Genomic DNA, 21,824 nt, shown 5'->3' with positions numbered 1-21,824 from the left:
TCCCGCTGCCTGTTCATCGCTGCCGGGCCGCCTGTCCGGTGTCTTTCTGGGCAGTATGGAACCAGTAGGGAGCGGTGCGGAAAGACTGGTTGGACGGAGCGGCAGAGCAGGGAGGCAGACATGGTTCTGACACCGATATCGGCCGAGAAGGCGGGAAATTTCCAGGAAGTGGCCGAACGCGCCATCCGGCGTGGTGTCGTCACTATTGACCTCGACGGTCGGCGTTACGAGCTGCTGCCGTCCGAGCAGCTCGGCTACTTCGCGGGCCTGGCGGCGCTCGGCCTGCTCGGGATCATCGAGTGGCCGGTCGCGGCCGTCGTGGCCGGCGGGCACACGATCGCCTACCGCAGCCACCGACAGGGCCTGCGCAACCTGGGCGTCGCCCTCCAGGAGGCCTGAGCGGCCGGGTGCCTGACCATACATTCGCGGTATGCGGCACATTCGCGGTATGCGGCGAGTGCGCTCGCCGTATACCGGATGATGCTTTACCGAGATCCGGCTCCTGAAACCCGAGTGCGGGAAGACAGCCGTCCTCGGCGGGAAGTGACGCCGGAACGCCGGACGGGTGACCACCCGTCCTGTTTTGATCAGGAGGCCGAGTGCGAAAAATGGCTGCTGTCGTGGCGACCGTCCGGCCCCTCGGTTTTATGGTTCTACGAGGATTTCACGGTCTACCGGGAGTGGCTACCGGGAATGGTTACCGGGAGCGGCTACAGGGAGCGGTGGTAGATGCCGAAGGCGCGGGTCGCGAACTTTCCCGCCAGCGCCGCCAGCGCGGTGAGGCCGAACAGGTAGAGGCTGACCGACAGCCAGTTCGGATCGACCGACCCGGCCTCGCGGACGGCGGTCACCGCCCAGTCCACCGGGTTGAACCAGGCGACAATCCGCATCCAGTCCGGCATGAGCTCTTTTGCCATGATCGCGGATGACAGGAACGTCAGCGGCAGGACGCAGAAGTTCACCGCCGCGATCAGCACCTCCTCCCTGCGCACGATCAGAGCGAGCCCGTAGGACAGGGACGCCACGATGACCGCGATCAGCGCGGCACCGACGAGCAGGACGACCGGGCCCACCAGCCCGTTGTGGTAGCGGGCTCCGATCGCCCAGCCGAGCAACATGATGATCGCCGACTGGATGATGGTCATCAGCACCTGGAAGATGATCCTGCTGCCGATCAGGGCGCCGCGCCGGACCGGGGACGTCAGCATCCGGTCTGTCACGCCACGGTCGATCTCGATGATGACGTTCATCCCGGACCAGCCCGCCGCGAACAGCGCGCTCATCACCACCACACCGGGCGTGAGAAAGTCGACATAGGAGCCCCCGCCAAAGCCGGGAACATCCACGACCCGGCGGAACAACGAGCCGAACAGGGGCAGCCACACCACCGCCTGCACGATCGTGATCGCCAGGTAGGCGGGCTGGCGCAGCATCGCGCGCAGGTGGCGAACGGTCAGCCAGCGCAGCTGGCTGGCGGCCGAGGCGGTGAACCCGCTCCGCTCGGCAGCCGGCAACGGCCGTGGCGCCGGGATTCCCGTGACGTCAACCGGGACGGCCGGAACACGGGCCCGTGCGGTTGCACCGGCCGGGGCGCCGATCGTGGCCTCGGAGCTGGTCGGGATGCCGTTCCTGGTGACACCGGTCGGGGTGACGATCGCGGTGCCAGGACCGGTCGGGACGCCGTTCCCATTACCGGTCCCGCTGCCAGAGCTGACCTGAGCACCGGCTTTGGAGCCAGGGTCGCCACTACCGGTAGCAGTGGTACCGGCAGCATCAGTATCGCCGTCCGTGTCCGTCCTGGCATCGGTTGTAACAGCAGCGCCAGCGCTACCGCTGTCGGTGATACTGGCGCGGGCAGGGATGCCAGCCTCACCGCCGGGCCCGCTGTCCGTGTTACCGGCCGTCCCGGCGTCCGTGCCGCCGGCCGTCCCGGTATCGCTGGTCGCCCCGGCGCCGCTGGTCGTGTCGGCGTCGACGGTGGTGTCGGCGTCGACGGTGGTGTCGGTGGTCGTGCCGGTGTCAGTGAGGCCTGCCATCAGGCCACCCCCTTGTCCGGAACAGCGTTGGGCTGAGCAGCCCCGCCCTGGGCCCTGTCGTCCTGGGTCTTGTCGCCCTGGGCCCCGCTGTCCTGGGCGATGCCCGGGACGGGGCCGGTATCCGCTCCGGACCCCGCGTCGGCGGTGAACCGGCGGCCCACGTGACGCAGGTAGACGTCATCCAGGGACGGCCGGGCGATCGTTGCCGCGATCACCGCGACCCCCACCCGGTCGAGAGCCGCGAAAACGGCAGGCAGCGACGAAGCGCCGTGGGTGACCCGGGCGTGTACCTCCCGGCCGTTCACCGTGGTCTCGGTGACACCCGGGACCTGGTCGAGGGCCGCGGTCACCGTGTCCACGACCGTGGGGGTCGGGACGGCGGCGAGCTCAAGGTGGACGGCGTCACCTTTCAGCTCGCTCTTGAGCGCGTCAGGGCTGCCCTGGACGAGGATGCGCCCGCCGTCGATGATCGCCACGAGGGAGGCGAGCCGGTCCGCCTCCTCGAGGTAGTGCGTGGTGAGCAGGATCGTCAGACCGCCCGCCGCGAGCGAACCGATCTCGTCCCACATCTGGGCACGTGCCTGCGGGTCCAGGCCGGTGGTGGGCTCGTCGAGGAAGAGCACACTGGGCCGGTGGACCAGGCCGACCGCCACGTCGAGCTTGCGCAGCATGCCACCGGAGTAGGTGCGCGCCGGCCGGTCCGCGGCCGCCGTCAGCTCGAACTGGTCGAGCAACTCGGTGACCCGGTCGATCAGCATGGCGCGGGGCAGGCCGTGCAGGCGGGCAGCGAGCGCGATGTTCTCGCGACCGGTGGCCTCCAGGTCGATACCGGACCGCTGGGCGACGACACCGATGCGGTGCCGGACCTGCTCGGGATGCGCGAGGACGTCGATCCCGGCCACGCTGGCCGTTCCCGAGTCCGGGCGTGACAGCGTGGTCAGAATCTTCACTGTCGTGGATTTTCCGGCGCCGTTCGGCCCCAGCAGGCCGAACACCGTCGCGGGTGCGACGCCGAAACTCAGGCCGGACAGTGCCCGCACGCCCCCGCGGTAGGTTTTCGCCAGCTCTTCCGCCTGAATCGCGAAATGCTTGCCCGGGCCGGTGGTGTGCACGGTGTTCCGGGGGACGGCCGCGTCCGTGGCCGTCCCGCGGGTGCCGCCCGGCTGCGTCGTCAGCGTGGTCGTCTCCGCTGTTGCGGCTGTGGTCGTGGCCGTCGTCGGCTCGGCCGCTCCGGATGTTCTGGGCAGGTGCGTGGTGGTGCCGGGCGGCTGCCCGGCAGGTCCCGGAACCGGGTGCGAGGTCATCAGATCCCCCCTTGTCTGCATTACTCTTCTTTTCTTCTGGCGGTCTGGTCCGAGCAGGACGTCGTACCACTGTCCGGGGAATTCCGTTGAGCCTGCCGGACCGGTTCCCGGATTTCCCAGATTTTCCGGACCGGCTCCCAGGCCTGCTGTCGGAGCTCCTGGACGGGCTCTGCCGATCCGAGGGGAATCCCGGATTCGGCGAGCGGCACGGGTTCGGTGGGAGTTCCGGACACAGGATGAGTCCGGCTCCCGGCAGGTGCTTTTGTTTCGGCAGGTGTCTCTGCCTCGGCAGGCGCTCCCGTTTCGGTGGAAGTCCCGGTCCCGGCGGGAATGTCGGGTGCGCAGGGAGTGCGGTCGCGTCGTCGTTGGCCTTCCAGGGCTTTGATCACAGCCTCTCGTATCCGGTCGGGATCGGTCTCGCCGCGGGTGTGGATCGCGTCCCAGATGTGGATGCCGTCCAGCGTCCTGTTGGTGATCTCCGAGATGAGCTCGTTCACGTAACGCAGCTCGGCCTCGGTCAGGGCGCTGAAATACTCGGTTTCCAGGGTGAACAGCCGGGGGAGCCCCTTGCGGACGGCCAGCGCCTCGCCCGCGTGGCTGTGCTCGATCTGGAGCAGGAGTCGGTTGCGACGTTCGGTGAGCAGCCTTATGGTGTCCTCCGGAGTGAGCACCGCCAGCATGGAAAGCGCCGCCTCGAAGCGGAGATACTCCTTTGTCGGCGTACTGACCAGTTCGGACATCCAGTCGTAGAGTTCGGTCCGGCCGGCTGGCGTGATCTCGTAGACCGTCCGTTCCGGCCGTCGACCGTCACGGACGGTTTCGCGGGCGGTAATGTAACCGTTGTGGGCCAGCGCGTCCACGACCGTGTAGAGCGAACCGTACGTCAGTTTGATGCTGTCTTCCTTGTGCCGCTCGCGCATGGTCGTCGACATCTCGTACGGGTGCATGGGCCGTTCGTTGAGAAGTCCGAGTACGGCGAGAGCCAGCATGTTTGCCATCCGTCGACGAGCCATGTCCGTACCGTTCTCCGTCCGTGCTGTTCTCCGCTCCCGATTACTCGACTGCGAGTGTCCGGTCGCAAAAGCCGGCCTGTCAATCCGGCCGGGCGGCCGGCTGGGCTGACAGTGGCGTCCTGATTCACGAGATGTTCACGGGACATGACGGAATCAGGAGGTGACGGAACCAGGATATGGCGGAATTCCTGCCCGGCGCCGCGCGAATATCCTGGATATTCCGGTCGGCCCGCATCGGATTCGGTGACGGGTCCGGCGGACGGATTCGGCGGATGGAGACGTCGGTGGTCCGACCACCGTGAATGCCCCGGGCCGGACGCTCGACGAGCGCCGCGCGACCTGCTGCGTCATGCTCGGAGGTGCGTCGTGACACCTCCGGCGCGGGTGGGCTCGGCGGCGCACCCGCGCCGGCATCTGACCCGCCCGACCCCTGACCATTTGGCCTCTGACCGTCCTGCCACTGACCATTTGGTCGCTGACCCTCGGCGGCGCGCCCCGCGCCGACGGCCTGCTGGACATCCACCGGTGCGTCCGCACCGGCCCGCTGGCCACTCGCCGGTGTGGAACCGGCATCCAGCCCTCCTGGTCACTTGCCAGCGCGGACACGCGGGCCTGCTGGCGCAAGGTGCGCGGCCGGTGGGCGTGCCGCGTCACGGACCGCCGCCGGTGGGCGGCTGGGTCATCCCCCACCCACCGGCGGCCCCGAAGCCGGCTGGCATCCCGTCCCGTGCCGGCCCGAATCCCCGGCGACCGGCCACGGGTTGTCCCCGATGGCGGAACCGGGATGGGGCCAGGGCCAGCAAGGGGCGGCGCCGACCTGCGAGGATCGGTGGCATGTCAGTCGTGTCCGAGGCCGCTGCCTCCGAGGAGTTGTTCCGTCGAGCTCAGCGGATCATCCCCGGTGGGGTGAACTCACCGGTCCGGGCGTTCCGGGCGGTCGGCGGCACACCACGGTTCATGGTGTCCGGGGACGGCGCCTACCTCACAGACGCGGACGGTCGCCGATACGTCGACCTGGTCTGCTCCTGGGGCCCGATGATCCTGGGGCACGCCCACCCGGCGGTGGTCGAGGCGCTGCGGGCGGCCGTGTCGCGGGGCACGAGCTACGGTACGCCGAGCCCGGGCGAGGTCGAGCTGGCCGAAGAGATCGTCTCCCGGGTGGGGCCGATCGAGCAGGTCCGGCTGGTCAACTCCGGGACCGAGGCCACCATGAGCGCGCTGCGACTCGCCCGCGGCGTCACCGGACGGTCGAAAATCATAAAATTCGCCGGCTGCTACCACGGTCACGTCGACGCGCTGCTCGCCGCCGCCGGCTCAGGGGTGGCCACCCTCGGCCTGCCGGACACACCGGGGGTGACCGCGGCGACCGCGGCGGACACGATCGTCCTGCCCTACAACGACCTGACCGCCGTGGACGAGGCCTTCGCCGAACATCCCGGGCAGATCGCCGCCGTCATCACCGAGGCCGCCGCGGCGAACATGGGCGTCGTCCCCCCGCTGCCGGGTTTCAACGCCGGGTTGCGGCGGCTGTGCGACGTCCACGGTGCCCTGCTCATCCTGGACGAGGTCATGACCGGTTTCCGGATCGGCCCAGCCGGCTGGTGGGGGGTGGAGGGCGCCATCGAGGGATGGGCCCCGGACCTGTTCACCTTCGGCAAGGTGATGGGCGGCGGGCTGCCGGCGGCGGCCTTCGGCGGGCGCGCCGAGGTGATGACCCATCTCGCGCCCGCCGGCCCGGTCTACCAGGCCGGGACACTCTCGGGTAACCCGCTGGCGGTCGCCGCCGGCCTGGCCACCCTGCGTGCCTGTACGTCCGAGGTGTACGCCACGGTGGACGCCCGCGCCGGCGACGTCGCCAGCATCATTTCGACAGCGCTGACCGAGCAGGGCGTGCTGCACCTGCCCAGCAGCGCGGGTTCGCTGTTCAGCTTCTTCTTCACCGACGCGCCGTCGGTGGTCGACTACGCTGGAGCGCGGACGCAGTCCAGCGCCCGGTACGCTGCGTTCTTCCACGCCATGCTGGACGCCGGGGTGTACCTGCCACCATCCGCCTACGAGGCGTGGTTCGTCTCGGCGGCGCACGATGACGAGGTCGTCGAGCGGATCGCGGCCGCCGCGCCGGTGGCGGCCCGGGCCGCCGCCGGCGTACCCGAACCGGTCCCGGCCACGAGCGCTGGAGGGAAGCGTCCATGACATCCGCACGGCCCGGCGCGCCCGACCCCGTCGATGGGCACCCGTCCCCAGCGCCGGAACCGTCCTCCCCGGGACATCCCTCGTCGCGGCCGCCCGTGCCGCGGTCATCCTCGACGTACGTGCCGACCACCGTCCACCTGGTGCGCCACGGGGAGGTGTTCAACCCGGAGAAGGTCCTCTACGGCCGGCTGCCCGGGTTCGTCCTGTCCGAGACGGGGCAGCGGCAGGCAAAGGTCACCGCGGAGTTCCTGGCCGGGCGCGACATCGCCGCGGTCGTGGCGAGCCCGCTCGAACGGGCCCGACAGACCGCCGCCCCCATCGCGCAGGCCCTCGGCATCGACGTGGACGTCGACCCCCGTCTGATCGAGAGCCGCAACGTCTTCGAGGGCAAGCCGTTCGAGGCCGGCCCGGCCCTGCTTCGCCACCCGCGGATGTGGTGGGTACTGATCAACCCGTTCCGGCCGTCCTGGGGTGAGCCCTACACCGAGATCGCCGGACGCATGCTCGCCGCCGTGGCCGAGTGGCGGGACGCCTTCCCCGGCCGCGAGGTGGTGCTCGTCAGCCACCAGTTGCCGGTGTGGACGGCCCGGCGCGCGCTGGAGGGCCAGAAGCTCTGGCACCGCCCGGACCGCCGCCAGTGCGCGCTCGCCAGCGTCACCTCAGCCGTCTACACGGCGGACCGCCTGCTCCGCATCGACTACGCCGAACCCAACGGCCCCACCACAAACCAGCCCGGCTCCGTCGGCGCCTGACCCGGTCAGCCGAAGGCGGCACCCAACCGGGCCGAGGACGACCTGTTCTGTGTCTCTGCGCGCGGGGCCCCTGAGCTGCCCCGGGTTTTCGGCGGACGCGGGTGTCCGTCGGATCGGTGCAGCCGATCCGGGCTTTCGGATACCGGATCCGACAGATTCGAGAGGATTCGACGGCATCAGCGTGTTCTCGAGCAGCGACCCGCACGCGTGGACACGGCACGCGCGGACGCGCTGCGGAACACCATCCCGTTATCGGCGTCCGTGATCTTTATCATGTCCGTGGACACGATCAGATGGCCGTCCGCACGTTCACCTCATCGAGCGGGCCACCACGTATGACGAACTACCCGTTCCCCAGAACGCGCACGGTCGCGAGCACCGCACAACTTGCGGGTATCCCGCGCGTTATGAGGCGTCCGCGTCTGCCTTCACGGCATTCCTGGCAGCGGCAAGATTTCCTCTGATCACAGCCACATGGGGATGATCCGAGCCGAGCAGCCGCAGCAGGTCGGTTAGCGTCTGCTCGTGCAGGCTGACGGCCTCTGCCACCCGCCCTGCCGACCCATAGCGAGAGCGAGGTTGCTCCGGGAGGCCAGGGTGTCGGGATGATCCGGACCGAGGAGGCGCTCGTCGAGGGTCAAGGCACGCTGGAGCAGGTCGATAGCCGGCCCGGGCTGGCCGTGCTCGAGAAGGTAGCCGGCGGCGCCGTTGTACAGCCCGGCCAGATGGTAGCTGACCAGCGCCCCTACCGTCTCCGCCCACCTCAACCGGTCGGCGGCGGCATCTCGTAACGGCCCGGCGGCGAGAGTGTCCGGGGTGGCGGTGAACCACTCCGGTGGGATCGCCTCGGGGGCGCAGAACGCCGCCAGTTCCAGCAGGGCCACCGCCGCCGGCTGCTGTGCTCGCAGCCGATTCGTTGACAGTTCCCACAGGGTGGCGACCATGGGTTCCGCCCGCATCACCGGGTCGAGTACCGACCCACGGACGAGCATGTCCTCCAACTGGCCGGCCAACAGATCCGCATACTCGGCTGGGGGATGCTGGTCTGGTCGAGGTAGCCGGCGGCCTGTCCCACCACCAGCAGCAGATCTCCCAGCAGTTCGCAGATCCGGTCCGCGACCGTCGGTCCAGGTCGGGAAAGCGGCCGGTGAGCATCGCCACCGCCTCCGCGCGGGGCGGCAGCGGGATGTCCAGCACCTCACCGAGGTGCCGCCAGCCGGTGCGTCGGGAGGTCACCAGTAGCCGCCCCGGCCCGGCTGCGGGCCGCAGAGCGTCGATGACCGCCGGGTCGTCGGCATTGTCGAACACCAGCAGTGACCGCGGGAGGCGCATCCACGCGGCGACCACCGCCGCCGGGTCGGCATCCCGGGGCAGGCCCACCGCCGAGGCCAGGTCGGCGAGGTAACTGACGAGCAGGTCGGGGTCCTCCGCGGGTACCCAGCCCACCCGGTCGAACGTGTCCGCGTAGCGGTGCAGGTACTCGATGGCCAGCGCTGTTTTGCCGATCCCGCCCATCCCCGCCACCGCGGTCATCGCCGACAGACCGCTACCCGCTGTCAGTTCCTGGTGCAGGCGCTCCAGTAGCGTCTCCCTGCCGACGAACCGGGCCAGCCGCCCCGGGATCAGCCACCGGTTCGGCAGCTCTGGCAGATCCGGCGGGAACGGCACCGCTGCCGGCAGCCCCGGACCCGGCCTCGCCGTGGCAGGCCGGGAACCCGGGAAGCCGGGCTTCACCACCGGCCTGGCCCGGGCGGAGTGGGCCGCGGCCAGTACCCGGTCGGCGGCGGTGGCCTCGTCCGCCCCGAACAGGTCCACCGTCACGCGCTGACCGAACAGCCCGGGGCGATCACAGTCCTCTACTCGGAAGACCAGCAGCTTCCGGTCCCGGCCGAGCGGATCCGCCTGCCAGGCGGCCTGCCACTGCGCGGTCGCGTACGCCGAGGCCAGATAGGCCGCCGAGAGCACCGCCACCGTCCGCGGCGCCGTCTGCGCCGCCTGGTGCATCGCCTCGACGAAGCCCGCCCCGGCCGTGAAATCCCACGCCTGGATCACCACCCGGTAGCCGGCGGCCTCCAGCGTCCAGGCGATCCACTCCGCCCACGACCGGTCCACATCGGTGTACGACACGAAGAAGTCCGGGTTGCTCTCCGTACCGCCCCCGTCGGTCACTCACCCAGCATGCCACGGCCACCCAACACGCCCGAAACAGGATGATCAGTCGCGTCCGGCTACATTCACCGCCTTGTCCGGCACGCCATCGGGGTGGCGTGCCGAGGGCGACAGCCGTCGTCCCCGCGCTGGGTGCGTCGGGCCGCGGGAACTGCCTGCCCTGGATGGTGGAAATGTCCGAATCGACTGGTAGAATCGTACACATGTTCGATTCTGTGGGAGTCGCTGTGGGAGTCGGAGGCATCTCTCCAACGGCCGCCCCGGCGGCACTCGGCACCGTCGAGCCCGCCGCAGTCCGTCGTCTCTGTACTTCCTCGTCGTTCCCCGCCTGTGAAGGGCCCCCGTCGAAGGGCTGTGCATCCGGCACGGCCTGCCGTGCGTGTGCCGCTCCGCCTGCTGTGGAGGGCTGTGATGCGGACGGCTGTCCGCCGACGGTGGAGCGCGGTGATGCGGATGGCTGCCTGCCCGCGGTGGAGGGCAGTGACATAACAGGCGCTCTACCAGCGGTGGAGTCCTGTGATGCGGATGGCTGTCTGGAGGGTTCCCACTTTCGTGGACAGTCCTAACTATGCAGCACGAAGTGTTTGTCCGTCAAATTCTTCCTCGAACTCGACAGGCGTGAGATAGCCGATCGAGGAGTGCAACCGCTGCCGGTTGTAGTAGATCTCGACATATTCGAAGATCCCCGCCCGGACGCGGTCTATGGTATCGAACGGGTGGAGGTGGACGAACTCCTTCTTGAGGGTGGCCCAGAAGGACTCCGCCGCGGCGTTGTCGAAACAGATCCCGGTACGGCCGACGGAGTTTCGGACGTTGTTGTCGCGACAGAAGGCGACGAACTCACGGCTGGTGTACTGACCGCCTCGGTCGGCGTGGAATATGACGCCGCCGGGTGGCCGCCGGCGGGTGACGGCCATACGAAGCGCGTCGAGAACGAGTTCGGTGCGCATGTGATCGGCGACCGCCCAGCCGACGATCTTCCGAGAGAACGCGTCGATGACGGAGGCCATGTACACCCAGCCATCCCAGGTGCGAATATATGTTATGTCGCCGTACCACAACTGGTTCGGTGCGGACGCGGCGAAGTCTTGGCCGACAAGATCAGGCAGCGATGAGGAGTCCGCGGCCTGCACCGTCGTCACCGGCCGGCGGGGACGCGGATGCACGCTGACCAGGCCCATCGTCGCCATCAGCCGCTGGACCCGCTTGTAGGCGACGGCGACGCCCTGGCGGCGGATCTCGTGGAAGATCCGCCGCACGCCGTACCGCCCCTCGTGACGGTCGAAAACAGCTCTGATCATGGTCGACAAGGTGGCGTCGTCCTTCTCCCTCCGAGACGGGCCGCGTTTCTTCCACGCATAGTAGCCCTGTCGGGACAGGTCGAGTTTCTTGCACATGTAGTCGACGGGAAAGGTGTTCGCGCCGTCGGCGGACACAGGCTTCTTCGGAGCGTGTATCGAGATGAACTCGAACTTTACTTCTGCTCGCTCGCGAAGAAGCTCGCCGCTTTTTTTAGGAAGGCGATGTCCATCTGCGCCTGCGCGTACTTCTTCCGGAGCTCCTCAAGTTCCGCGCGCTCCGACACCGACAGCGGCCGCTCCTCGGTCTCGCCGTTCTCCTTCGCCTTCTTCACCCAGTTTCCCAACGTGGTCTCGTGGATACCCAGACTCTTCGCGACCTCGGTCACCGACCGGCCCGAGTCGAGCACCAACCTTACTGCCTCGGATTTGTACTCCTGGGTGAACTTCCGGCGAGCTGACCCCATGACGCTCCTTCCCTATGGACAGCGAACCTCAGGTTCGCTGTCCACGGAAGCGGGATCACTCCAGTCTGACCCTGATGGCCGTGGTGCGGCGGCGGATCGCCGGGCTGGAAGCGGTGATGCTGCGTGCCCAGGCCCGATTCGCCGGGCTGCGGCCGACCCCTCCCGGGGAGAGGAACCCGGCCGGGCCGGGGTTCGCCGCCGAGGAGATCGCTGCCGAACTGGCCCTGTCCCCGGCCGCCGCCGCGGCCGGCCTGGAGTTGGCGGTCACCGTTGTTGACCGGCTGCCGGCCACTCTGGCTGCGTTGGAGACCGGTGACATCGATCTGCGTCGGGTCCGTGCGGCCGCGGAGGCCACCGCCGCGCTCACCCCGGAGCAGGCCGGTGCGGTCGAACGGAAAGTACTGGCTCGGGGTGGGCGGGCCAGCCCCAGCCTGTTCCGCCAGGCGCTGCGCCGCACCGTCTTGGCGGTGGATCCGGACGGGGCGCGGCGGCGGCATGCTCACGCCCGGAAGGATCGGCAGGTCTGGATCCGCCCGGCCGAGGACGGGATGGCCGAGCTGGGGGCGCTGCTGCCCGCCGTTGACGCCCAGGCCGTCTACCAGCGGTTGGATGCCCTCGCTCGTCAGGCCACTGACAGCCCGGACGAGACCCGCAGCATGGACGCCCGCCGCGCCGACGCGCTGGTCGACCTGCTGCTCGGCCGGGACCGGGGTGCCGAGGTGTCCGTGGAGGTCGGGGTGCTGGTGTCGGCCGCTACCCTCGCCGGGGTGAGTGATGTTCCTGGGGAACTGGCGGGGTACGGGGCGATTCCCGCTGCCACCGCTCGCGAGCTGGCCGCGGAGACGACCTGGCGACGCATCCTCACCGACCCCGCCGCGGGCAACCGGCCGGTCGAGGTCAGCCGCCGCTTCCCCGCCCCCGGGCTGGCCCGGCTGCTACGCACCCGGGAACGGAGCTGCCGGTTTCCCGGCTGCCGCAAACCCGCCCAGTTCTGCGACCTCGACCACATCCGCCCGCACGCCGTCGGCGGACCCACCAGCGAGGACAACCTGCTCGCTCTGTGCCGGCGGCATCACAGGGCAAAACATGACGGCGGCTGGACGCTGCACCGCGCCGACGGTGACACGGCGATCTGGACCAGTCCGACCGGGCGGACCTATCCCAGCATCCCCGAACCCTGGGACGAACCGATCCGGCCCGAGGTTGGAGAGCAGCCCGGGGCCGGGGAAGAAGAGGGCCTCCGCCATGCACCCCGACGGACGGCCGCTACTGTCTCCGCGCCTGTCTCCGATCTTTGTGCCGGGAATCGGAGCCGGGTCGGATCACACGAGCCGACCACGGACGAGACCGGGCGGAGCGGCCCTTCGGACCTCGGCCCACCGCCCTTCTGAAAGTCGATGGCGGGCATGTCCGCAGGTTCAGGGGCCAGCCCGAGGAGCGGCGTAACGGACAGTGATATTCAAGCGGTTCCACGGGTCACAGCCCCGCTTCGGAGATCGTCGACAGAGATTATTTGATGTTCATTCGATGGCGAATAGCTGGTTTGTCGGGTTATGTGGGGTGTCGGCTGTCCGGAACGCGCCCGTGGCTGAAGCTGATCCTCGGGGTTGAGTTCTACAGTTGGTCGTAGGCTGGTGGGTCAGGGCGCCTACCGACTCACTCTGGTCCGGACGGTAGCCGGCCGGGCAAAGAGGTGACGGTAGCGTGATCATGATCCTTTCGTGCTTGGAGTCCGGACGCCAACCGGGAGGCCTGGAGAGACCCGGAAGCGGAAAGTCCGGGATCGGCGGCTCTGGATCACCGGGTCGCCAGAGATTCGGGAGGCCCGGATCACGAGGCTACCGGGAGGAGTGTGTGTGGACGGACGGCAGGACGCGCGGGCGGCATCCGATGCGTCGCGCATGCGGGTTGGCCGGACGTTGTACCGCCGTCCCCTGAGGATCGTCCGCGCACTGTGCGCCTCGGTGCTGGCGGCGGGCGCTTTGGCGCTGATGACGACCGCGTGCTCAGGCGGAAGCGACAGTGTGGACCAGGCCGCCGGTGGTGGCTTCGGTTTCGTCCAACAAGCACCCAATTCCGATTTCGTCCCGGTCAGCAGCCGCAAGCCGGCTCCTGACCTCATCGGTCCCACCGTGGCCGGTCCCGAGCTGAGCCTGGTGGCCTTCCGCGGAAAGATCACTGTTGTGAATTTCTGGGCGTCATGGTGCGCGCCGTGCCGAGCGGAGACGCCTGGCCTGGTCAGGATGGCCGCGGACAACCCGGAGGTGGCCTTTGTCGGAGTGAACGAGAAGGACAACCTCTCCGCGGCGAAGGCGTTCGTCCGGGACAATGACGTGGCCTATCCGAGCATCGTCGACCGGATCGGCACGCTCGCGGCCCGCTGGCCGGTCCCGCCTGGTCTGCCATCGACCTTCGTGCTCGACCGCGAGAGCCGGCTTGCCGCCCGTTTCACCGGCGGTGTGCTCCCGGACGAGTTGACGCCCGTGCTCGCCCGACTCCGGGCGGAGACATGACGGGCGAAGGCGTGACCCGCCCAGCACCGGGCGGAGACGTGGCTTGCCCGACTTCTGGCGGAGGCACGGCGGGTGGAGACGTGGCTTGTCTGGCCTCTGACGGAGGCATGAGCGGCGTCAGGATGAGCCATCCGGACGCAGGCCATCCGGTCGCCGATGACATGGATGTCGGTCGTGCGGTCGCTGGTGGCGCGGATGTCGGTTGTACGAACGTCGGTCGTACGGATGCCGGCGATGTGGGTGCTCATGGCGCTGTCAGCGGTGACAGAATCGGCGGCGTTGTCCGGCTGGAGGGAGCTCCGGTCTGGTTGGGGGGAGTCCCGCGGTGAGCGTCACATCGTTCGTCGCGGACGGGCCGCTGTTGCTCGCCGCACCGGTCGCGGCGGCGGCGGGGCTGTTGTCGTTCCTGTCTCCGTGCGTGCTGCCCCTCGTGCCGGGATACCTGTCATTCATCACGGGGCTGTCCGGTGAGGAACTGGCCGCCCGCCCCTCGGTCGGTGTCGACTCCCAGCCACCAGCGGTTGATACTTCGTCGCCGATGGTTGACGTCTCGTCGCAGATGGTCGCTTCCTCAGCGGCGGCTGGTACTTCTACGGTGGTGGCTGCTGCCTCAGCGGTGCTGGTCGGAGCTTCGACGCCAGTGGCCGGTGGTCGGGTGGCAGGACCGCGGCCCGCTGCCTCTACCGGTGTCGACACGGGTAGAGGCGTCGACGCCGGTACGGGCATTAGCAGCGGTATCAACGCTGGTACCGGCACTGGCGGCAGCAACAGCAACAGCGGTACTGATACCGGAAGCGGTACTGATACCGGAATCAGCGCCGATGACAGCATCAGTACTATCCGCTGGGCTCGGCGGCGACTGCTGGGCCGGGTCACGCTCGGTACCGTGCTGTTCGTCCTTGGCTTCACCGCGGTCTTTGTCAGCTACGGTGCGGCCTTCGGCGGGTTGGGCCGTTGGCTGACCCTGCACCAGGTCGGCGTCAGCCAGATCCTCGGTTCGGTGACCATGGTCATGGGGCTGGCGTTCGCCGGGGTGTTCGCCCGGCTCCCGCTGGCCAACCGCCAGTGGCGCATACACCGGCTGCCCGCACCTGGCCTGGTCGGCGCGCCTGTCCTCGGCGTCCTGTTCGGGATCGGCTGGACACCGTGTCTCGGGCCCACCCTGACGGCGGTGCTGGCGCTCGCGGTACAGAGCGCAACCGCCGGCCGAGGCGCGTTCCTCTCCGCCGCCTACTGCTTCGGCCTGGGGGTGCCGTTCCTCGTCGTGGGCCTGGCTTTCCGGCGGGTGGCCGGTGCTCTGGCGGCGGCCCGCAGGCGTGCCCGGGCGCTCACCTTTGCCGGCGGTGTGCTTCTTGTCGCTGTCGGGCTTCTTCAGGTCACCGGCTTGTGGACCGATCTGATCGCTGCTCTTCGGCCATATGCCCCGGGATTCACGGAGACCCCCTTGTGAGCGTCTTGTGAGCGGGCGAACCAGCCGGACGAGCCGGAGGCGCCCATCCGGGTCCGATCTGGAGCGCAATGCCGCATCCAGCCCGGTGATCGACAGCTTGGCGATCGACGGATCAGGAGCGACGGCGACCATGGCTGTACCAATTACTCCGGGTGTGGACGCTGGCCCGGGTGTGGATGATCCGATCGAGGTCGCCAAGCCAACTGACCTGACCACCCCAAGCGGCTCGACCGGCAGGCCATCATCTCCATCGGGCCCCTCTGGATCGCCGGTCGCCGAGCCGACTGACCGGACCGGCCTGACCGACTCGACAGATGTCTCCGACCAGGCCGGGATCCTGACGACCGTGCCTGATGAGGTGCGGGAACGGATACCCGCGGTGCTGTCCGGCCCGCGCGCCGCGGGCGGCGGCACCATCGGGGCCGTCGGCTCGTCCCGCCCCCTATTGTTGATCATTGGTCCGGTCCGGCGTGCCTGGCACCAGTTGACCAGTATGCGTACGGCGCTACTGCTGCTGTTTCTGCTCGCGCTCGCGGCCGTCCCCGGTTCCCTGCTGCCGCAGCGCTCACTGAACCCGTTGAAGGTCGAGGAGTACTTCCGCGATCATCCTTCGCTCGCGCCGTTCCTCGACAGGCTGTCAGCTTTCGATGTCTTCGGCGCTCCCTGGTTCGCCGCGGTCTATCTGCTGCTGTTCGTCTCCCTGATCGGCTGTCTGACGTCGAGGGTCCGCTGGCATGCCAGGGCGCTGGTGGGACGGCCGCCGCGGGCGCCGGCCCGGCCGAGCCGGCTGGCCGGCGGCCGGTCGTGGGACAGCGCGCTGTGCCCCCCGGAGGTGGTCGAGGCGGCGCGGGTGGTCCTGCGGCGGCGGCGGTTCCGGGTCGCGGTTGCGCCCGAGGGCGCAACCAGGCCCGACAGCAGCCAGGACTTCTCCGTGGCCGCGGAAAAGGGCTACCTGCGCGAGACCGGGAACCTCGTCTTCCACATCGCGCTGGTGTTGATGCTCCTCGGGGTCGGGCTGGGTTCGTGGTTCGGCTACCAGGGCACCGTTCTGGTCATACAGGGTGACGGTTTCACGAACACGCTGGTCTCCTACGACCAGTTCAGCCGGGGCAAACTGGTCGACCCCGCCGGTGACCTGGCGCCGTTCTCCCTGACACTGGAGAAGTTCACCGCGTCCTACCAGCCCAACGGGCAACCAGCGGACTTCCGCGCCGAAGTCGCCTACAGCACCGATCTCGGGGGGCGGATCCGCACGGCCGATATCCGGGTCAACCATCCGCTGGCGATCAGTAGCGCCAAGGTGTACCTGATCGGCCACGGATATGCTCCGCACTTCGTGCTGCGGAACAGCGACGGCAGCGTTGTCTGGGAGGGCTATCAGCCCTGTACGCCGCGGGACGCCATGTTCGTGTCCACCTGCACGTTGAAGATCGGTGACACCGGGCTCCCGCCGACCGGGCCGACCAGGGAGCCTCAGCAGTTGGCGTTCACCGGTGTGTTCACTCCGACCACGCAGCTCGATCCGGCACACGGCTACATTTCGACCCATCCGGCCGCGACCGCCCCCGGCCTCACACTCACCGGTTATGTCGGCAACCTCCACATCAACGAGGGCGTGCCGCAGAATGTCTACTCGCTGGACACCCGGGACATGCGCCAGCTCCACATAGACGGCCCGATCGGCGCCGGGCGGGTGGCGCAGGTACTCGCGTTGAACAATCCCGAGCAGCGGACGATCAGCGGTCTGCCCGGGGGGATGACCCTGGAGGCCGACGGGGTTCGTGAGTTCGCCACGTTCCAGACCAAGTCCGATCCGTTCAAGGGCTGGGTGCTGGTCGCGGCTGTAGCGATCATCGGTGGTCTGCTGGTCAGCATGCGGGTACGCCGACGCCGGGTCTGGCTGCGGGCGCGTCCCGCCGTGTCCGCGCCAGCTGGCGCAGACACCAGCACCAGCGTCAACACCGGCACCGGTTCCGGTCCTGACGCCGACGCCGGCGCCCGCGCGATGAGCATGGTCGAGGTCGGCGGACTGTCCCGTTCCGACGTGGACGGCTTCGCGGCCGAACTACGGGCGATCATCGAGGACATACGGCTGGCTACCACACCCGCCGATGGGGCGCGTCCAACCCGGTCGGGCAGCCCGGAGCGCTCGGAGCCGCCCGGATGGGTTGCGGTTGCACCTGTTCAGGCGCCATCCGGGCCTCCAGGACCACCAGCGGATCCGGGGAACCGGCACAGGGAGGATCTGATGACTGAGCCGGAGGCTGCCCGGGCCAGCAGTGGAACCGGGGATCCCACCGAACAGGAGCTGTGATGCCCGTCAATTCCGGCCTTGCCACGCTGTCCGACCATCTTCTCGGCGTGACTATGGCGGTTTACGCGCTGGCTATGCTCGGCTACGCGGCCGAGTTCGCCTTCAGTCGTTTCGGGCGTGCCAGTGCCACGGCCCTGGCCGAAGGCCGGGCGGGTAGATCGTCGTCACTGGCTGAGTCGGTATCGGTAGCGTCATCGGCCTCCTCATCGGTGTCGTCGGTGCGGGCCGCGACGGTCACGACGCCCGGACGGGTGGCGTCGATGGTCGGCGCGGACGTAGCTGGCACAGCCGCGGCAGGCGTAGACGTGGCGGGCGCGTCCGTCACCCCTGCCGTGAACGATCGCGATCCTGTTGTGGACCCTGCCGCCGAGGCGCTCGCCGCGGCCGACGCCAGGGCGGTCCGGCAGGCCGCCGAGCGGGCGGCGATGGCTGAGGCGATGGCCGGGGACGGCGCGGACCTGCTGACCTCACCCCGGGCGCGTTGGCTCGGCCGGGCCGCGGTGCTGCTCACCGCGCTCGGATGCGCGGCGCACGTGGGTTCGGTGACCGCCCGCGGCCTCGCCGCGGACCGGGTGCCGTGGGGGAACATGTACGAGTTCTCATCCATGATCACCCTGGTTGCGGTGCTGACCTATCTGGGCATGCTGGCCCGGACCCGGGCGCGCGTCCGCTGGCTGGGCGTCTTCGTGATGCTGCCGGTGGTCCTCTACCTCGGTCTCGCGGGCACGGTGCTCTATGTGGCGGCGGGACCGCTCGTCCCGGCGCTCAACTCCTACTGGCTCAAGATCCACGTGGTGGCGGCGATCGTGGCCAGCGGGGTGTTCATGGTCTCGGCGGTCACCACCGTCCTGTACCTGCTGAAGGACCGTTGGGAGAACCGCCTCGCGGCGGTTGCCACCGGACAGGCAGAGGCCTCTGCCGCGATGCGCAGGCGCGGCGGGATCATGATGAGGCTGCCCACGGCCGCGTCGCTGGACCGCATCACCTACCGCGTGATCGGCTTCGCGTTCCCGGTCTGGACGTTCGCGGTCGTCGCCGGTGCCATCTGGGCGGAGGCGGCCTGGGGCCGCTACTGGGGCTGGGATCCCAAGGAGACCTGGTCGTTCATCACCTGGGTGATCTACGCGGCCTACCTGCATGCCCGCGCCACCGCCGGCTGGAAGGGCCGCCGGGCCGCGGCGATATCACTGCTTGGTTTCAGTGCGCTGTTCGTCGACTACTATCTGGTCAATCTGGTCATCTCGGGGCTGCACTCCTACGCGGGTGTCGGTGGGTGAGGCCCGTCAACGCGATCATCCTGAGTGCCGTTGGTCGAGGCTCGGACCGGTCCGTGCCGGATGCCTGCCCGGCTGGCTTCCCGACGGGATCTGTCAGGGATCTGTCAGGGATCTGTCAGGGATACCGACAGGAGGCCGCCAGGATGATGCTGGCCGCCGGTGGCCTCGGCCGTAAGCGGCACCTTCTCGATCGTGCTCGATCGTGTCGCTGCCGGGATGCCGGCCGGATGACGCCGGCCGGCATCAACAGCGCCGTGCTGGCTGTGATGCCAACGTGATGCCAACGTGGTACCGCTGCCAGCATGATTGCTGCCGCCAGCGTGATACAGCGGTCGACGTGACAGGACGGTCGATCCGGCACGGCGGTGAGTGAGGCCGGGTAGGTGATACCGCGGGCGTCGCCGTACGAGCCGGTTGTGGTCGGCCGATTGTGGTCAGGTCCGGGAGGTGCCGTCGCCGTCCCCGCGGCGGATACGCTCGGACAACTCCCGCAGGAACTCCGGATTGTCGTCGGGTGCGACCGGCTGTGGCGCGGGACTGCGGCGTGGCCACGACGGCCACCGGACATTCGATGGCCCGTCCTGGCCGCTTTCCCGGCTGTCCCGGCCGAAGCCGTCCGCCCCGGCCCAGCGGCCCCGGTCTCCCCATGTTGGATGATCCGTAGGATCGATACCCTCGCCGACGCGGTCGTCACGACGGGGGCGGCCGACCAGAAGCCAGGCCACACCGCCGAGGGGGTAAAAGAAAACGATGATCGCAATCCAGGCGAGCTTGGGGAGTGTGCGCACGGCGGCGGACGGAGCCATGATCGCGTCAATGAGTGTGAAAATCCAGAAGCCGAAGATCATCAGTGTCAGTACGAACCCCACCACCGCACCGTTGCTCCTCTCCAGTCTTCACTCCGACCGTCATGACCGTCCGTCACGACCCGGAGTCCTGATCGCGTGCAGATCCATATCCACCGTCGTCCGACGGTACAGCCAATGCTCTCTGGGGCGGTTCCGACGCCCATAGGTGACCATGGACGCCTGTTGATGCCCAAACAGCCGATGTCCATTGGAACAGCTGATGCCCGTTGGAACCATCCGCCCGTCCAGTCAGATCAGTGACGCCAGGACGGCCGCCGCGCAACGACAACACTCCCAGTGTGCTCCTTTCGATTGTGGGACGTGCCGCATGGGTGGAAACCCGTATCGGGTACGGCCGGTCGGCGCACGTCCCGAGGTGCCCACCACCCGGGTGTCGCCCATCGGCACCGGGGCCAACGCGTCGACCATGGCTACCGTGTCGGGCTGCTGTCGTGCCGGGCCAGTGTGTCGATCGTGGCTGCTGGGACGTGTCCGCCACCCGAGGGCGCTGTCTGTCCGACCGGGCGGGCGGGAACTCCCGCCGGATCCGTCTGGTAACCGGACGCGGGTTCCCGCCGGATCCGTCTGGCAGCCGGACGGACGCTGCGGCCAGTGCTACGCGACGGGCCGGCAGCGGGTTCCGGCGGGTGGCCTGACAAGCCCGGACGGCCCGGGCCCGCGGGCCGCTGCCAGGATGGGTGTCCTGCCAGGATGGGTGTCATGGCCTGGGCGGATCTGCGCGCGTTCCTCGTTCATCTCGAGCGCCACGGCGACCTGCGGCACGTCCGCGTCCCGGTCGACCCGGTCCTGGAGGTCACCGAGATCGTCACGCGGGTGGTTCGGGAGGGCGGGCCCGCGCTGCTGTTCGACCGGCCGCTCGGCGCCGACATGCCGCTGGCCATCAACGTCTTCGGCACCGAGCGGCGGATGGCCGCCGCGCTGGGGGCCGGCAGCCTCGACGAGATCGGCGACCGGATCGCCGCCCTGCTCAGACCCGAGATCCCGGTCGGGCTCGGCGGGCTGCGGGAGGCGCTGGGCAAGGTCGCCGCGCTGCGGTCGGTGCCGCCGCGCAGGGTCCGGACCGCGCCGTGCCAGGACGTCGTCCTCAAGGGCTCGGACGTCGACCTGTTCCGCCTGCCCGGCGTGCACGCCTGGCCGGACGACGGCGGGGTGTTCCTGAACCTGGGCCTGACCCACACGAAGCATCCCGAGACGGGTCAGCGCAATCTTGGCATGTACCGGCTGCAGCGCCATGACGCCCGGACGGTCGGCATGCACTGGCAGATCCACAAGGACTCCAACGCCCATCATGCCGTCGCCGAGCGCCGCGGGGAGCGGCTGCCGGTGGCGATCGCGTTCGGCTGTGACCCGGCGGTGACCTACGCGGCGTCCGCCCCGCTGCCGGCGGAGATCGACGAGTACCTGTTCGCCGGGTTCCTGCGCGGCGAGCGGGTGGAGATGGTCGACTGCCTGACCGTCCCGTTGCAGGTGCCGGCGAACGCCCAGGTGGTGCTCGAGGGCTGGCTGGAGCCGGGGGAACGCCGTCCGGAGGGTCCGTTCGGCGACCACACGGGTTTCTACACCCCGGTCGAGCCGTTCCCCGCCCTGCACGTCGACGTGATGACCATGCAGCGTGACCCGGTCTTCCAGACGATCGTCGTGGGCCGCCCGCCGCAGGAGGACGGGCCGCTCGGCAAGGCGACCGAGCGGATCTTCCTGCCGCTGGTCCGGATGATGATCCCGGAGATCGTCGACTACGACCTGCCGGTCGAGGGCGTCTTCCACAACTGCGCGATCGTTTCGATCGAGAAGCGCTACCCCAAGCACGCGCAGAAGGTCATGCACGCCATCTGGGGCGCCGGGCTGCTGTCGCTGTCCAAGCTCGTCGTGGTCGTCGACGCCGACTGTGACGTCCACGACTACTCCGAGGTGGCGTGGCGGGCGTTCGGCAACGTCGACTACGCCCACGACCTGCTGACCACGATCGGCCCGGTCGACCACCTCGACCACGCCTCGTACGAGCAGTTCTTCGGTGGGAAGATCGGCGTGGACGCGACGCGCAAACTCCCGACGGAGGGATACCGTCGCGAGGGCGGCTGGCCCGCGGAGGCCGTGATGGACCAGGCGGTCAGGGACAAGGTCGCCCGGCGCTGGAAGGAGTACGGGCTGTGACCACCGTCGACCACTGCT

16 protein-coding genes and 1 pseudogene are annotated in these 21,824 nt (G+C 69.1%); 9 read left to right on the top strand and 8 right to left on the bottom strand.

Annotated elements, in window-relative coordinates:
- Positions 1-120 precede the first annotated feature (120 nt).
- Positions 121-399 carry a hypothetical protein gene (locus tag FSYMDG_RS19940; protein WP_013875191.1) on the top strand — a complete coding sequence of 93 codons (279 nt, stop codon included), beginning with the start codon at positions 121-123 and terminating at the stop codon, positions 397-399.
- A 311-nt stretch (positions 400-710) separates the two neighbouring features.
- Here FSYMDG_RS19940 and FSYMDG_RS26475 read toward each other — a convergent pair whose 3' ends face one another.
- The 3 genes from FSYMDG_RS26475 to FSYMDG_RS24935 are packed head-to-tail and all read right to left on the bottom strand — an operon-like array spanning position 711 to position 4,329.
- Complete coding sequence (locus FSYMDG_RS26475) at positions 711-2,036, bottom strand: ABC transporter permease (RefSeq protein ID WP_131772864.1); 1,326 nt, start codon at positions 2,034-2,036, stop codon at positions 711-713.
- Positions 2,036-3,340: an ATP-binding cassette domain-containing protein gene (locus FSYMDG_RS19930; RefSeq protein WP_013875189.1), complete on the bottom strand. Its 1,305-nt coding sequence runs from the start codon at positions 3,338-3,340 to the stop codon at positions 2,036-2,038. The genes FSYMDG_RS26475 and FSYMDG_RS19930 overlap by 1 nt, the downstream gene beginning before the upstream one ends.
- Positions 3,341-3,360: 20 nt before the next feature.
- Positions 3,361-4,329, bottom strand: a complete 969-nt coding sequence (locus FSYMDG_RS24935; RefSeq protein WP_013875188.1) for a PadR family transcriptional regulator — start codon at positions 4,327-4,329, stop codon at positions 3,361-3,363.
- Between the two features lie 858 nt (positions 4,330-5,187).
- On the opposite strand from FSYMDG_RS24935, the gene hemL reads away from it, so the two are divergent.
- Both hemL and FSYMDG_RS19915 read left to right on the top strand, forming a co-directional pair.
- Positions 5,188-6,546, top strand: a complete 1,359-nt coding sequence (hemL, locus tag FSYMDG_RS19920) for a glutamate-1-semialdehyde 2,1-aminomutase (RefSeq protein WP_013875187.1) — start codon at positions 5,188-5,190, stop codon at positions 6,544-6,546.
- Positions 6,543-7,298: a histidine phosphatase family protein gene (locus FSYMDG_RS19915; RefSeq protein ID WP_013875186.1), complete on the top strand. Its 756-nt coding sequence runs from the start codon at positions 6,543-6,545 to the stop codon at positions 7,296-7,298. The genes hemL and FSYMDG_RS19915 overlap by 4 nt, the downstream gene beginning before the upstream one ends.
- A gap of 512 nt (positions 7,299-7,810) precedes the next feature.
- Here FSYMDG_RS19915 and FSYMDG_RS30175 read toward each other — a convergent pair.
- The 4 genes and pseudogenes from FSYMDG_RS30175 to FSYMDG_RS28855 all read right to left on the bottom strand — a co-directional run bounded on the left by FSYMDG_RS30175 (position 7,811) and on the right by FSYMDG_RS28855 (position 11,232).
- Positions 7,811-8,242 carry a tetratricopeptide repeat protein gene (locus FSYMDG_RS30175; RefSeq protein ID WP_431307101.1) on the bottom strand — a complete coding sequence of 144 codons (432 nt, stop codon included), beginning with the start codon at positions 8,240-8,242 and terminating at the stop codon, positions 7,811-7,813.
- An 841-nt stretch (positions 8,243-9,083) separates the two neighbouring features.
- Positions 9,084-9,425: pseudogene (locus FSYMDG_RS30170) on the bottom strand (toll/interleukin-1 receptor domain-containing protein); the annotation flags it as partial.
- Positions 9,426-10,033: 608 nt separating this feature from the next.
- On the bottom strand, positions 10,034-10,924 hold the full coding sequence (locus tag FSYMDG_RS19900) for an IS3 family transposase (protein ID WP_237703111.1): 891 nt from the start codon (positions 10,922-10,924) through the stop codon (positions 10,034-10,036).
- 17 nt (positions 10,925-10,941) lie between these two features.
- Positions 10,942-11,232, bottom strand: a complete 291-nt coding sequence (locus tag FSYMDG_RS28855) for a transposase (RefSeq protein WP_043602641.1) — start codon at positions 11,230-11,232, stop codon at positions 10,942-10,944.
- A 14-nt stretch (positions 11,233-11,246) separates the two neighbouring features.
- Here FSYMDG_RS28855 and FSYMDG_RS19890 point away from each other — a divergent pair, with 14 nt between their 5' ends.
- The 5 genes from FSYMDG_RS19890 (at position 11,247) to ccsB (ending at position 18,786) form a co-directional block, all read left to right on the top strand.
- Entirely contained in the window at positions 11,247-12,623 is a 1,377-nt protein-coding gene (locus tag FSYMDG_RS19890; protein ID WP_083828363.1) for an HNH endonuclease signature motif containing protein, read from the top strand.
- Between the two features lie 465 nt (positions 12,624-13,088).
- Positions 13,089-13,745: a TlpA family protein disulfide reductase gene (locus tag FSYMDG_RS19885; protein WP_013875184.1), complete on the top strand. Its 657-nt coding sequence runs from the start codon at positions 13,089-13,091 to the stop codon at positions 13,743-13,745.
- 325 nt (positions 13,746-14,070) lie between these two features.
- A complete protein-coding gene (locus FSYMDG_RS19880; protein WP_013875183.1) occupies positions 14,071-15,195 on the top strand; it encodes a cytochrome c biogenesis CcdA family protein in 1,125 nt (374 codons plus the stop codon).
- A gap of 130 nt (positions 15,196-15,325) precedes the next feature.
- Positions 15,326-17,509, top strand: a complete 2,184-nt coding sequence (resB, locus tag FSYMDG_RS19875) for a cytochrome c biogenesis protein ResB (RefSeq protein ID WP_013875182.1) — start codon at positions 15,326-15,328, stop codon at positions 17,507-17,509.
- Positions 17,509-18,786, top strand: coding sequence for a c-type cytochrome biogenesis protein CcsB (gene ccsB, locus FSYMDG_RS19870; protein WP_013875181.1), 1,278 nt, complete (start codon positions 17,509-17,511; stop codon positions 18,784-18,786). Before resB ends, ccsB begins: the two co-directional genes overlap by 1 nt.
- A gap of 434 nt (positions 18,787-19,220) precedes the next feature.
- Here the strand turns inward: ccsB and FSYMDG_RS19865 are convergent, their stop codons facing one another.
- Positions 19,221-19,655: a PLD nuclease N-terminal domain-containing protein gene (locus tag FSYMDG_RS19865; RefSeq protein WP_237702870.1), complete on the bottom strand. Its 435-nt coding sequence runs from the start codon at positions 19,653-19,655 to the stop codon at positions 19,221-19,223.
- Positions 19,656-20,354: 699 nt separating this feature from the next.
- Here FSYMDG_RS19865 and FSYMDG_RS19860 point away from each other — a divergent pair.
- The gene (locus FSYMDG_RS19860) at positions 20,355-21,806 is read left to right on the top strand and encodes a menaquinone biosynthesis decarboxylase (protein ID WP_013875179.1); all 1,452 of its coding nucleotides are present in this window, start codon (positions 20,355-20,357) and stop codon (positions 21,804-21,806) included.
- The last annotated feature ends 18 nt before the right edge of the window (positions 21,807-21,824 follow it).

The organism is Candidatus Protofrankia datiscae (genome assembly GCF_000177615.2).
GTDB classification, from domain to species: Bacteria; Actinomycetota; Actinomycetes; order Frankiales; family Frankiaceae; genus Protofrankia; species Protofrankia coriariae.
Note: the sequence above shows the minus strand (reverse complement) of the source record. Positions and strands in the feature narration are given on the sequence as shown.

Excerpts from the sequence above, each read along its gene's own strand:
- FSYMDG_RS19940 (WP_013875191.1), top strand. The coding sequence starts at position 121 with ATGGTTCTGACACCGATATCGGCCGAGAAGGCGGGAAATTTCCAGGAA.
- FSYMDG_RS28855 (WP_043602641.1), bottom strand. The coding sequence starts at position 11,232 with ATGGGGTCAGCTCGCCGGAAGTTCACCCAGGAGTACAAATCCGAGGCA.
- FSYMDG_RS19890 (WP_083828363.1), top strand. The coding sequence starts at position 11,247 with ATGGACAGCGAACCTCAGGTTCGCTGTCCACGGAAGCGGGATCACTCC.
- FSYMDG_RS19860 (WP_013875179.1), top strand. The coding sequence starts at position 20,355 with ATGGCCTGGGCGGATCTGCGCGCGTTCCTCGTTCATCTCGAGCGCCAC.
- FSYMDG_RS24935 (WP_013875188.1), bottom strand. The coding sequence starts at position 4,329 with ATGCTGGCTCTCGCCGTACTCGGACTTCTCAACGAACGGCCCATGCAC.
- hemL (WP_013875187.1), top strand. The coding sequence starts at position 5,188 with ATGTCAGTCGTGTCCGAGGCCGCTGCCTCCGAGGAGTTGTTCCGTCGA.
- FSYMDG_RS19915 (WP_013875186.1), top strand. The coding sequence starts at position 6,543 with ATGACATCCGCACGGCCCGGCGCGCCCGACCCCGTCGATGGGCACCCG.
- FSYMDG_RS30175 (WP_431307101.1), bottom strand. The coding sequence starts at position 8,242 with ATGGTCGCCACCCTGTGGGAACTGTCAACGAATCGGCTGCGAGCACAG.
- FSYMDG_RS26475 (WP_131772864.1), bottom strand. The coding sequence starts at position 2,036 with ATGGCAGGCCTCACTGACACCGGCACGACCACCGACACCACCGTCGAC.
- FSYMDG_RS19930 (WP_013875189.1), bottom strand. The coding sequence starts at position 3,340 with ATGACCTCGCACCCGGTTCCGGGACCTGCCGGGCAGCCGCCCGGCACC.
- resB (WP_013875182.1), top strand. The coding sequence starts at position 15,326 with ATGGCTGTACCAATTACTCCGGGTGTGGACGCTGGCCCGGGTGTGGAT.
- ccsB (WP_013875181.1), top strand. The coding sequence starts at position 17,509 with ATGCCCGTCAATTCCGGCCTTGCCACGCTGTCCGACCATCTTCTCGGC.